Genomic DNA, 12,536 nt, shown 5'->3' with positions numbered 1-12,536 from the left:
TACAAAAAAATATACTTGTATCCATTCTCAATTATTTTATCTGAGAAGCTTGCCTCTCAATATATAATTTGTTTACCAAGGTCATTATAACGACTACTACTGGAGTCGCCAACAATACTCCCCAGAAACCGGCTATTAATCCCATAACTACCTGACCGAAAATAATAAGTGCAGGAGGAATGCTTAACATTCTTTGTTGAATGAGTGGCTGGGTAACAGCACTCTGAATAATTTGAATTAACACATAAAGGCAAGCAACCAACACAGCTATGGAAGTTCCTTGGGTGAGACCAAGAAGTATTGCAGGAATGGCTGCAATTACAGGTCCGAAGTTAGGAACAAAGTTGGATAAGCCAGCTATTAATGCTAAAGTGAGTATGAGCGGTAATCCTAAAATCCATAAACCTAAAGCTGTAAGAACTGCTATAAAAAAGAAACCAAAAATCTGACCTTGTAGCCATTTTTTAAACTCTTCATTGAGCTTGGCCAGGATTTTTTCGCCCTTATCTTTGGCATTTGGCGGTAACAGTTTAATCAAGCCATTTTTATAAAGAGAAGGGCTTGCAATAAAAAAAGCGGCAAGTAACAAAATGATATACAGGTCGCTTACAATTCCAAAGCCCGAAGAAAAAAAGTTTTTTACGAATGCTGTGGTCATTTGTGAATTTCCAGAGTTTTCAAGAAAATTTAAAATTTTATTTCCTAATGGCTGTTGCTCCATTTGGGTTCTTAAATGCGCAATTGTTTTTGGAAGCGTATCAGATAACTCAGTTGCTTGTTGTTGCAATCTTGCTCCTACAAACCAGAAAAAAGCAATCAATAACAAAATATTTATAGCAGTAGAAATCCCAAGACTCCATTTTTTTGAAAAATGTAATTTCTTATGAATAATATTGGCGCATCCATGAAAATAGGATGCGATTAAAACGCCCGCCAAAACAAGGAGAAGAATGCTAAAAATAAATTTAATCAGAACTAACAAAATTATCATTAAAGATAGAATTGCTCCTGCAATCCAGATTTTTTTTGAATAAGAAATAGTGCTGCTCTGATCCTGAGCCGTTCTATTTTCCTTTTCTTTTACCTCAGATACCGTTTTATCTTTTATCTTATCAATTTTTTTAGCTTCTTTCATTGAATATATTTATTACAAATATTTTTATATATTGCTTCCTTATATTTCTTTTATCGTTCTATCTCTCGGCAATTGCATGATATTTGTTGTGTATTTAAAGATAATGAATTTAATCATCTTGACTGCTATGCAGTTAATTTTTTCACTTTAAATAATTGCTCTAAAGGGGTTATTTTATAATAAAAGTTACGTTATTCATACCTTTATTTCAGAAAAAGAGAGTCGAAGTGCAAACTAGAAAAACTCTAAATTTTCACCAGGGACCATCAAAGAGACTACTGCGTTATCTTTGTTATCAGGGAAGCTTTTCGTATTTTTTAAGATTTGCGATATCAGCACCTATATCTCTTTCTTTAAACTTCTGATAAACACAAGCTGAATTTTAAAATTTAGTAGTTAAGAGAGATAGACATTTGCAGATGTCCTCCGTCATATGAAAATACAGCATCAGAAAACGAAGGAGCACTCATTGTGACCTCTGCACCGCTGGAAAAACCATAGCCTTCTGTAGGTATCCCAAACAGATTACTGTCAAGTTTACCGTCTCGATTTTCATCATGGATTACGACAATAGCATATTTTCCTGGTTTAATATCTGAAAACTTAAAACTCGCATGTTTTCCTACTACTTGTGTTAATATGATCGTGGATGCGAATTTTAGGGATTTACTAGGGAAACCTTTCTCGGATTCAAAAAGCGCACAGGCGATAACCCCATTATTGTTAATTATATTCTGGATTTTTACGTTAATGAAAGGGTAATCCATCTGAGCAAAACCTCTTGATGGAAGCAATACTAAACTTATTGCCAACCAAAAAATCAGTCGGGAAAATTTTCGGGAAAAGCTGATCATTTGAAATTGTTCAGCATTTCGAAAAAATAGCCTATAAAAAATATTATTTAGCATTTTACTATATTATTTAGAAAGTTACACGATATTCATAGGGGTCTATTCCATCTTCGATAGGGTTGTATTAGATCCACTATGGGTCTTATTGATTCATTTTTAACCATCGTTTTGATATCATAGAGTTGCTTTGTATTGGGCAGCATCTATCTTTTTAAAAAACTGTATTTTATAGATTAACAATTAAAAGGGATCTTATAGATCGCTTTCGTGCATTGGAATTTTCATAAACTGGGACCTTAATTTACTTCTTTAGTTATTTACTTCTTATTCAATTCCATTTGGGAGAGTTTTTGCCCGCCTTTAATTCCAAAGTCCAATGTTCTAATTGGAAAGGGAATAGTAATATCTTGTTCATCAAATGCTTTCTTAATCGCTTTGATGGCTTTGTTTTTCATCGCGAAGTAGCTGGGTTCACCAGGATATTCTATCCAAAATCGAATATTAAAATTGATGGAACTAGAGTCAAATTCAGAATAGTCAAAAACCGTCAAATCTTTATCTATCGCTCCGTCACAGTTTTTTATTGTGCTCAATACAACATCTTCAACTTTATCAAGATCATCTGCGTAAGAAACTTCAACGGCTATATCAATTCGCCTTTTTTCTAAGACCGAAAAATTGTAAAAGGCATGCTGCAAAAAGCCACAGACAAGCTATATTTTTCTGAATTGTGTTGTGTAACATGAGTTGCCCACCAAAATCGATTAAAATGGGTTAATATATGTGACCCGTATCTACAAAAAATTATTGTAATAATGCAGAGAATGTATGCTCACCATTCGCTTGGGATACTTCACTTAATAACATTATAAAAAAACAGTATAATTCAAAAAAACCTATTTTTAATAAAGCTGAGATGTAAACATTTACAAGACCTATAAATTTGGCCGATAGGGAGTCTAAGCTATTTTAATAATCTTTTTTTTGAATAATGCTAAGAACCCACTCTACTAAGATAAGTAAAATCATTAGTTGCAATTTGAATAATATTCAAATCTATTATTTGATCTAATCGCATTTCAATGTTTGAAGGACTTTCTTTCATCATCTTTTTTTTAAAATAATAATTAAAATGTATATATTAATTTTTATTTTGATTCACTAGCTTAACAACCAGCCAAATAATAAACATAAGAACAACTAGGCCAATAATCCAACCATAACCATATGCCATTCCCCAACCATTATTCATATCATTATTCATTCCATCCATCATAATATTCGTCTTTAAATATACAAATTAGAGCTAAAAAAATCTTGTTATAGAGAGACAATAGCCCGTTCGAGTCTTTCTTTTATTTCTGCTGCTTTTCTGCCAAACTGGAGCTTTGAGTCTTTAGATAGTTCTCTTTTTTATCAAATATTAAGTACCTAAAGAAAGATTAAATACCACCTTGGATCCATCAGGTGCAATCGCAAAGATTTGTATAATTCCTCTTTGAGCAGACAAAAAGGCTAGATCAATATCTTTAGAACTATTGATAGGTTTACCGTTTATATAGGCAATTATGGTGCCGATGGGAATTCCATTATGGTCAAAAAAACCACCCTTGCGAACATTTGTAACGACTATTCCTGAATTAATATTGAAATATTGTTTCTGCCCTTCTGTAAGTGGCGCAAAACTGACACCAAGTTTATCATAAATTTGGTCGAGGGATTCATTACTATTAGATGTTGTCTTTGTTGGTGTTTCCTTTTTTAAAGTTGCAGAAACAGTCTTGATTTTTCCGTCACGCAAATAGCTTAATTTGATTATATCGTCAGGTCGATGTCTAGCAATCCTTTCCGAAAACTCTGTTGATGAAGACAGTTGTATTCCATCTATACTTTGTATAATATCGCCTTCTTTAAGTCCTGCTTCAGATGCTGCGCTTTTGTTCATTACATTGGTTATATAGACACCTTTTACTGTTCCAAGGGCAATATCTTGTTGCTTAAAATAGCGCTCTTCAACTAAAGGTGAAGGAAATGCAACGCCCAATATTCCCCGATTTACGGAACCATACTTTTTAAGATCATCGAGAATTTTCTTAGCCAAATTTACAGGTATTGCAAATGAATATCCAGCATAGCTCCCCGTTTGAGAAGCAATGGCGCTATTAATACCAATCAGTTCTCCATTTGTATTTACAAGTGCGCCTCCGCTATTTCCGGGATTAATTGCTGCATCAGTTTGAATAAAAGATTCAATTGCAGTATTCGTGCTTGTACCGGAGTTACTTTGAGAATTATTAGTCCCTGGGCGGTTTATTATCCCGATACTTCTCGCCTTCGCACTTATAATCCCTGCAGTAACGGTCGTATTTAGTGAGAAAGGATAACCAACAGCCAATACCCATTCACCAACCTGTACATTATCTGAATTTCCTAATTTTACAATTGGAAGTCCTTCTGCTTTTATTTTTAAAAGCGCTAGATCGGTATTCGGGTCACGACCAATTAATGCTGCTGAAAACTCGCGTTTGTCAGGTAATATGACTTTAATATCTGAAGCATTTTCAATAACATGATTGTTTGTTGCTATATATCCATCTTGGGATATTAAAACGCCAGAACCTGAAGCCATTGCAGGAACGTTGTTTCTGGATTCCGTGCGATAAGTTTGTCTAAGATTAGTATTCCCTGTTGTCGGTCTTAAGAGGGTTTTAATATGAACAACGGCAGGTGTTACCGCTTTTGAAGCGGCTACAAAATCTCCAATTCCGTTTGATTTATTCCCCATTTCTGTATTGCCAGCTGAAAATGCTTTCACAATACCGCCACTAGAGACAAAATCAGGTGATTTTTTTTTATCCGAACAGCCCGTGCTAAAGATTTGAATGAGTGAAAACAGAACTATAATTATTAATTTATTTTTCATAAAGTAATTTTTTATATTAAACTTATTAAGGCAAAACGCCATGACTTTAAAACAATATCAACTTTTCATGTGTATTGATGCTATTTTCCAATTCTAGAAGATGTTCTTGACCGGGTATTATTCTTGTTTGTGTATAGCAATTTTTATTAAGTGAATATATTGATTCTATTTCAGCCCCAGCTTTTTTCACAATAGTATGTTGAATAGCGATATATATTCCATTTATGGCTTGTTTCTTCAGGCCTCACAGGTATCCAATGGAGCCTTCCGCCTCTTATAACGGCATTATTTACAGGGCTTTAACTATGACTAGTAATTGCGTAAATGGGTTTCACAGCTGCTTTTACTAGCATTTCTACTGAATAATCTCACACATTTTTCGACATCATTCTTGTAATTTTTGTATTATGTTGTAATCCCTATACTAATTAATAGAGTGTTCAGGGGAATTTATTTCGGCTCATATTTTTCTATTACAGGTTTGCCGGAATAATAATCTTTGCCATAAAATAGAACATATTCGAATCCTAAATTGATGCCGAAAATTCCATTTTTAAGTTGTATTGACATCTTGTCTAGATACATCTTATGCTTATTTACGGTAACATAAATTCTAGCTCCTTCACTTTGATCATAATTGAGATAAAAAAATATTTTTTTCTTGGAAGCAAGTCTTAATTTGAATAAGTTAGGTTTTGAATCTAATATAATCATTCCGTAGGCGAATTTTTTTTGTATCCTTGACAAGGGTTTTTTTATACCATTTTGAGTATAAACTATTCGGTATGAGTTAATAGGTTGAGACGAATCAATAATTCCTGCTTTTATATTTGCATCATAGACGTAAGTATTATGGTTATCACTATGTTGAATGTAAAATAATCGTGTAGGTGTTTTTGCTGGTTCTGGGTAGTCGTTTTGTGAATATCCTGAAAAAAGGCAAATAAACATCACGAAAAAAGAAAGGATAATTTTCATATTGATTGTTATTTCTGGTAAATAGTGGCCTATTTTAAGATATTGCTACATTTCGACGCTAATTAACTTTTTTATAGTATTCAACAAAACAGCTGTTAGTGACTTTGGTTTTAGCGATTTTTTTTGATCTTAACTCTGTTAAAAAAAAACGCTAGCTTAAGGCCACTATTAAGTCTCATCAAGTAGGGAAGTTACAGCGTTAATTATCAAAATGATATTGGTATAAATGTCGACTTATTTAGTCGTATGCTCAAGGATTAGGTCTTCCTTTCAATCGAATATCTATTCTTTTTTTCTTGGTGGTTAACCGCTTCATTATATCCATTAAGGTTGCTTCTTTTGTCTTCTTATAAATTTTGTTGATTGCTAATACAAGTCGTTTTGCTTCTCTTGAAGCTGTCACTCTATCACTATTAGACATATTAGTCATTTTGGCTTTTTCAAATACTTCTGCTTCTTGTAAAATTTCCATAATTAATTTTTTATTTTTCGTAATAGTCATTGAGTGAACGCTCATAGGAATCACTTATCGGTTGCGAAGAATCATATTCGGGACTGTTTTTTACTCCTTCCTTTGAGTGATTAATAGTAACTGTCTGTTCCTGCCATTTTACATCTTTAATCCAACGTGGAGAAATAATCACTCTTTTTCCCGAAAACCAGTTGCCGGTTTCCACAATAAGAAAATGGATTTTCCAGCTTACATCATCAATTATAAAATCTTCGACTTCGCCTATGTCGCCGTCCGTTGCATGAATATCATACCCTGTAACTTCTTGTGTGCTGCGTAGATACGGTTTGTCATTAGTATGCTTTTCCATTTTCCTTTGTATCATTTCCTTTTCTGTTTTCCTTACTTCAACTAACGGATATCCCCACATGCCTAAGCCCATGTGTCCATACATTCCTTTTCCGTAATAGCCTGGCCAAGAGTAGTATCCACGAATCAACTCTTCCTGTTGTTCTGAAACAGGTTTATCTGTTTCAATATCGGGACTGTTTTTTATTTTTTCTTGCGTAAGATTTACAGATAGTATTTTTGATTCGCAATCCAGTTTTTGAATTACTTCGGGCGAAATCAAAACTTTTTTTTCGGAAAGCCATCCTCCCGTTTTTACCACCATATACCTTATGGTTGAGGTCTGATCATCAAAATAGAACTCTTCTACTTTTCCAATTTCACCGTCAGTTCCTTTAATAGTGTAGTTTAATAAACTGTTTATACTTCGTTTCATATTATTATTTTATATTGCTTAAATTATTTAGTTCATTACTACAATTAAGCAGGTTTCATCCGAACATTAATTCAAATTATCAATAAAGAACCCAAGCTTATAACTAATCCTATAGCTTGTTTCTTAGGAATTAGTAGTGGTAGCATCTTGAGCCGAACTGAACTCAACTAACTTTTTTTCCAAATCTTGATCTAATAGGTATAGTACATCACCGTTTGCTGTTTCACCGCCTACAATTTTAATGTATGACTTTAATGCGATTTTAGTGAAGATACTAGCTTAACCTGGTAATGCCATTACACAATTAGGAGGAATAGTTGCATAATTCCCACAACAAGAAAATTGAGGGTAGGAAAAAATTAATACGACCCTTGGTTATTTGTGAAAATGGTTTATGCTTTTCTCATTTCTAGCAATCTGTTTTTGAGTGGAGATTTTCTTCACTTGATGCGAAAGTTTGGTATTTGCGGGTTTGTTTTCCAATCCAGTTTCAACAACAAAAAAATAGAATCAAATATATTCAAATTGTTTTTCATTAACTTCCGCGCTATTCCTTGTCTAAAAAGAAACAGGTCTAAGACTAAAGTTCTGATGCGTATACCTATTTTGAGACTAAATCTTCGAAATAAATATTTCCAAGGCTGTAAATTTTGTCTCGGACAAAATTGAAAAAAGGGTTTGTTTGCAGTCCAGATAATTAAATGCTGCAACACTCCATTTTCAAGGTTCTTTGAAGAGCTGAGGTTTCCCTTGTCATCAAAGATGTCTTTCATTTACCAGCTTCCATTAACTGTATTATGAGTAATTCTATGAACATGCTTGTCCTGGATGAATTAGTCGGCACTGACTTGATCTGTGCTTTCGGAAATAGTTTTTGGGTTCAAACGGCCAAAACCTATGTAATCGGGGAATTCACTGACAGCATCCATAACATAACAAATTTAAAGTTACACTTTTGTTAGGTCTTGAAATGATGATAAGAATTGTGGTTTCTCAACACATTTGGACGACTGTCCCACATACTAAGCCACCTTGTCTTGAGCTGATCGGTTGGCATCCCGATAAATCGGGACTCTTGATCCCAATAGAAAGCATAAAAAATATCTTAGATATGCAACTATTTGACTGATTTTTAGTACATATAAGAGCATAATTATAACGTTCCAAATGAAAGGATGGTATTCGACGAATTTCATTTTGTGCAGTAGGGGAATCAACCACACTAAAGGATTTGCTAAGCACAATTCGGCCATTTGCCTCGGGTGACTGCGTCGAATCTTCGATTTCGTGCGGGAGCGGGTTTAGGGATAGAAGATAGGTTTCTTTTATTTTGGATCAAATCTAAATCATTTTTTATACACTTCTCCTTTTGGGATTAGATAATTTCCATTGATTTTAGTAGGAAGTGCTGGGGTCTCTAAAGCACAAAAGCTAAAACTCGTTCCACGGTAATGTCCAGTGATAATTCGCTCGCAATTGAATAAGGGATGCCCAGTAGTTCGGACAGGAAGTAGTATCTTTGCTGCAAGAAAACTGCTTGCAGAAATCCTGTAAAGTGAACACCGTAAATTGAACACTGAATTTTGTACGCAATACTTGACATCGAAACTACCGGAGGAGAATTCAATAAAGAAGGGATTACCGAAATCGCCATTTATAGATATGATGGTCACCAAATTGTAGATCGATTTATTAGTTTGATCAATCCTGAAATCCCGATTCAGCCTTTTGTGGTACAATTAACTGGGATAAATAATGAGATGTTACAAAGCGCTCCAAAATTTTTTGAAGTGGCCAAACGCATTATTGAAATGACCAAGGATTGTGTTTTGGTAGCACACAATGCCAGTTTTGATTATCGAATTCTTCGCACTGAATTTCTGCGTTTGGGATATGATTTTAATCAAAAAACACTTTGCACGGTAGAATTATCCAAAAGATTATTGCCCAAACAAGCTTCCTACAGTTTGGGTAAATTAGTTCGTGCTTTGGGAATTCCTATCGCAGAGCGCCACCGTGCGAGTGGCGATGCGTTGGCCACCCTGAAATTGTTTAAACTATTTTTGGATACGGATCTCAATAATGAAATAGTAGAAGAGCACATCAAATGTGAAGTCCAAAAAGGAATTGCTCCCAAATTGAAGAACCTTTTAGAAAGTGCGCCTTGCACTACCGGCGTTTATTACATGCACAATCAAAAAGGAAAGTTGATTTATGTTGGCAAAAGCAACAACATTTATAAACGAATCAAGCAGCATTTTACAGGAACTTCCAGCAAATGCAAGAAAATTCAAACTGACGTTTTTGCCCTAACTTATTATGAAACCGGAAGTGAACTCATTGCTTTATTGAAAGAAAGCGAAGAGATAAAAATCAACAAACCCATCTATAATCGTGCGCAAAGAAAGAGTATTTTTCAGTTTGTACTGTACGCTGAGAAAGATGAAAATGGCTATTTGAATTTAAAATTGCAAAAAGCAGATGGTCAAAAAAAAGAAATCACCTCCTTTGCTTCCCTGCAAGAAGCCAAAAACAGCCTGTTCAGCATTACATCACACTACCGTTTATGCCAAAAATTTACCGGTTTATACCAAACAAAAAAGGCATGTTTTCAATATCAAATAAAAGAATGTGATGGTGCCTGCATTGGCTCTGTTTTACCTGAAGAATACAATGAAAGGGTTCAAAAATTTATTGATAAAAGCAGTTTCGAAGCGGATAGTATGATACTCCATGACAGAGGTAGGAATAGTAGTGAACTCAGCGCAGTTTTGATTGAAAACGGAATTTACAAGGGCTACGCTTTTTATGATTTGAATTCCCCAATTTCCCAGATCGAAAACCTAAAAAACATACTTATACCCATGCAGAACAATCGCGATGCGCGAAATATTATTCAACGTTTTTTGCGAAAAGACAAACTGATGAAAATTGTGAATTTCTGATTTTTGAACTTTATTCATCTCCTGCTTGAATGGGACGGCATAATATGCCGGGTGAACGCTAGACGGTATTATTCTGGATGGGGTTTAAAATAAAACTTAAGTACCTCGGGTTCAACTGGAAATAACACGAGCGTAGCGATTGAGGAAGTAAATTCGACGACGTTAATTTATTTAGATGTAATTGAAATGAATTATCATTCCTTCTCGTTTTGTTTAAAAAGAACTTTGCCCGGATATTTATCAGCATAAGAAAGGATTAAATCCACAATGTATTGGTTGCTTTTGTAGGGAGTAACATGATCCTTTATCTCTGAGGGATCCGTAAAACCAATATCCGATGCGATATATCCCATGCCATAAAAGTGACCGTTTTCAACCCAAATGCAACTGCGTTCTTCAGCAGCTCTGCCTTTGTCTATGATGGCAAAGCTTGGCCTGTTTTTTACTAAAAAAGCAATGGCATTTTCGACTTGCTCGTTGTGTTGTTCCACTGCGGGTAAATTGTCCCGATCCGGTTTTGGGATGAATTCTCCGTGGTCGTCCATGCCGTAGTTACAGAATCGGTTATCAATGCCAAATTGTTCAGCCAGACTGCGCAATATATTGATGCCTTTATACAAGCTATTGAAAGATTCAATACCCGCCTGAAATTTCCCCAGTTTTCCGATTGCCAAATACCGATATCCATTACGGGCTTCATATTCATAAAGTCCATATTTAGGGTCAAAGCGTTTGAGTGCCCTGTTGTAGGTGGGCCAGAGCTTTTTGATTTCGCTACACTCAAGCAATAGCGCCATTAATTCGGTAGCACATATTTCAAAGGAAATACTGTGTATGTCTCTCAGGAAATTTTGCCTTTGTGGCGTGATATTATGTCCACTGAAATGGGAGGCTACCCGTTTTTTTACGTTGATAGCCTTTCCTACGTAAATGACTTTCCTTGTCTGATCATAAAAATAATACACACCTACTTTTTCAGGTAATTGCTCAAAATCAGCAGGCGGTAGGTTAGGGGGTAAGCGCTGGTCTTGTGCCGTCTTTTTTATCATTTTTTTGATTACGCCTTCGACGTCCCATTCCAGTAAACGTGAAAACAATATGGCTGTGGCATCGGCATCACCACCGGCACGGTGTTGGTTTATCAAAGGGATATCTAGCGAGTGGCAAAGTTTTCCCAAGCTGTACGAATCTAATCCGGATTTAATCTTTCTTGCGGCGCGAACGGTACACAATTTTGGCGCAGTCCATTTGAATCCGCTTGCTTCGAGTTGGTGGCGAACAAACGAATAATCAAAGTTGACATTATGTGCAACGAAAATGCGTCCGGTAAGCATTTCTAAAACCTTTTCAGAAATAGCATCAAAAATAGGTGCATCACGTACCATTTCATTTTTAATGCCCGTGAGTGAAAAAATGGCAAGCGGTATTTCCTTTTCTGGGTTGACGAGGGTTTCCCAGCGGTCGATTATGTTAGTTCCGTTATGGATTATAATGGCAATTTCTGTAATGCTACTGCCACTGGCATTCCCGCCTGTGGTTTCTATATCTACTATTGCGTATTCCTGTTTTTTCATTTGTTATATAACGTGAACTGTATTGTTATTCTTGTGCAAAATTTTAAAAAAGCGCTGCCGCCTTTCCCAAAAAGAGTCAAAAAGACTCTTTTTTTGCGCCCACTTCCATTTTATGCCTTGGCAGGTTAATTTCATGTTCCTGTAGATACGGTACCGATGGATTATGCTGAGATCTTCCCGAATTTGTTGGTGCACTTAATCTTGCCATGATTGCAGCCTGCATTAATCAAAGGTAGACCCTCCAGTTTTGAATTCCCCAGTCTATCGCAGGACACAAAAAAAGTATCCAAATCCATATGTACAATTGCTCTTTCCATCTTCTTTTCTGTTCTATAGGTTACAAAATTAGTATAGATTACAACAAATTTTATTGTATTTTTTGTTACAAATTATAACAAAATAGGTAAGTCTTTATTTTCCGATAACATCAGTTAAAGTGTATTACTTTAAAACTGTAGTACTTTTTTCTACAAATGCATTAAAACAACGCAGCAGAATTTTGTTATGTTTTTCCTTTGAAAAAAAAGGACGAGTTGGGCTGGACTTGAGGTCTGGTTATGTATTGTTAACATTATGAGGGTTGTACGTTGTTGTTGTTTTAAATTCCTCACTCAAATTCCTCACGGAGTGAGGATTTAATTCCAATAAAAAACCCTTAAACAATTGCTGTTTAAGGGTTTGTGTGTAGCGAGGACGGGATTTGAACCCGTGACCTCAGGGTTATGAATCCTGCGCTCTAACCGACTGAGCTACCTCGCCAAATGTTCTAAGGATAACCGTCCCTGAACGCGGGTGCAAATATAAAAATTATATTTCAGTGTGCAAGCTAATTTGAAATAAAAAAAAATATTTTATAAAAGGTTTTTTTTTAGGCATTATATTCTATATATTCGAG

Annotated in this window: 10 protein-coding genes and 1 tRNA gene; 1 reads left to right on the top strand and 10 read right to left on the bottom strand. The window is 35.2% G+C overall.

Annotated features, from left to right (window positions below; genetic code table 11):
* Positions 1–31 precede the first annotated feature (31 nt).
* From HJ01_RS00725 to HJ01_RS00695, 8 genes are all read right to left on the bottom strand, one after another.
* Positions 32–1,135, bottom strand: a complete 1,104-nt coding sequence (locus HJ01_RS00725) for an AI-2E family transporter (protein ID WP_007136324.1) — start codon at positions 1,133–1,135, stop codon at positions 32–34.
* Between the two features lie 389 nt (positions 1,136–1,524).
* A complete protein-coding gene (locus tag HJ01_RS00720) occupies positions 1,525–1,947 on the bottom strand; it encodes a DUF2141 domain-containing protein (protein ID WP_238531054.1) in 423 nt (140 codons plus the stop codon).
* A gap of 356 nt (positions 1,948–2,303) precedes the next feature.
* On the bottom strand, positions 2,304–2,684 hold the full coding sequence (locus HJ01_RS00715) for a mechanosensitive ion channel family protein (protein WP_007136322.1): 381 nt from the start codon (positions 2,682–2,684) through the stop codon (positions 2,304–2,306).
* 443 nt (positions 2,685–3,127) lie between these two features.
* A complete protein-coding gene (locus tag HJ01_RS17950; protein WP_007136320.1) occupies positions 3,128–3,262 on the bottom strand; it encodes a hypothetical protein in 135 nt (44 codons plus the stop codon).
* A 147-nt stretch (positions 3,263–3,409) separates the two neighbouring features.
* A complete protein-coding gene (locus HJ01_RS00710; protein WP_007136319.1) occupies positions 3,410–4,909 on the bottom strand; it encodes a trypsin-like peptidase domain-containing protein in 1,500 nt (499 codons plus the stop codon).
* A 450-nt stretch (positions 4,910–5,359) separates the two neighbouring features.
* Positions 5,360–5,887 carry a DUF4833 domain-containing protein gene (locus HJ01_RS00705; RefSeq protein WP_007136318.1) on the bottom strand — a complete coding sequence of 176 codons (528 nt, stop codon included), beginning with the start codon at positions 5,885–5,887 and terminating at the stop codon, positions 5,360–5,362.
* Between the two features lie 250 nt (positions 5,888–6,137).
* On the bottom strand, positions 6,138–6,359 hold the full coding sequence (locus tag HJ01_RS00700) for a hypothetical protein (RefSeq protein ID WP_007136317.1): 222 nt from the start codon (positions 6,357–6,359) through the stop codon (positions 6,138–6,140).
* Positions 6,360–6,369: 10 nt separating this feature from the next.
* Positions 6,370–7,122, bottom strand: a complete 753-nt coding sequence (locus HJ01_RS00695; protein ID WP_007136316.1) for a PRC-barrel domain-containing protein — start codon at positions 7,120–7,122, stop codon at positions 6,370–6,372.
* Between the two features lie 1,583 nt (positions 7,123–8,705).
* Between HJ01_RS00695 and HJ01_RS00685 the strand changes: the two genes are divergently transcribed.
* Positions 8,706–10,067: an exonuclease domain-containing protein gene (locus HJ01_RS00685; RefSeq protein ID WP_007136314.1), complete on the top strand. Its 1,362-nt coding sequence runs from the start codon at positions 8,706–8,708 to the stop codon at positions 10,065–10,067.
* A 194-nt stretch (positions 10,068–10,261) separates the two neighbouring features.
* Here the strand turns inward: HJ01_RS00685 and HJ01_RS00680 are convergent, their stop codons facing one another.
* Together HJ01_RS00680 and HJ01_RS00675 are read right to left on the bottom strand one after the other, a co-directional pair.
* Positions 10,262–11,641 carry an exonuclease domain-containing protein gene (locus tag HJ01_RS00680; protein ID WP_007136313.1) on the bottom strand — a complete coding sequence of 460 codons (1,380 nt, stop codon included), beginning with the start codon at positions 11,639–11,641 and terminating at the stop codon, positions 10,262–10,264.
* A gap of 685 nt (positions 11,642–12,326) precedes the next feature.
* Positions 12,327–12,400: transfer RNA gene (locus HJ01_RS00675), tRNA-Met, on the bottom strand.
* Between the last annotated feature and the right edge of the window lie 136 nt (positions 12,401–12,536).

The sequence above is a fragment of the Flavobacterium frigoris PS1 genome (assembly GCF_000252125.1).
Taxonomy (GTDB): Bacteria; Bacteroidota; Bacteroidia; order Flavobacteriales; family Flavobacteriaceae; genus Flavobacterium; species Flavobacterium frigoris_A.
Note: the sequence above shows the minus strand (reverse complement) of the source record. Positions and strands in the feature narration are given on the sequence as shown.

Coding starts and splice junctions, on each gene's coding strand:
- HJ01_RS00725 (WP_007136324.1), bottom strand. CDS start 1,135: ATGAAAGAAGCTAAAAAAATTGATAAGATAAAAGATAAAACGGTATCT.
- HJ01_RS00700 (WP_007136317.1), bottom strand. CDS start 6,359: ATGGAAATTTTACAAGAAGCAGAAGTATTTGAAAAAGCCAAAATGACT.
- HJ01_RS00680 (WP_007136313.1), bottom strand. CDS start 11,641: ATGAAAAAACAGGAATACGCAATAGTAGATATAGAAACCACAGGCGGG.
- HJ01_RS00695 (WP_007136316.1), bottom strand. CDS start 7,122: ATGAAACGAAGTATAAACAGTTTATTAAACTACACTATTAAAGGAACT.
- HJ01_RS00710 (WP_007136319.1), bottom strand. CDS start 4,909: ATGAAAAATAAATTAATAATTATAGTTCTGTTTTCACTCATTCAAATC.
- HJ01_RS00705 (WP_007136318.1), bottom strand. CDS start 5,887: ATGAAAATTATCCTTTCTTTTTTCGTGATGTTTATTTGCCTTTTTTCA.
- HJ01_RS17950 (WP_007136320.1), bottom strand. CDS start 3,262: ATGATGGATGGAATGAATAATGATATGAATAATGGTTGGGGAATGGCA.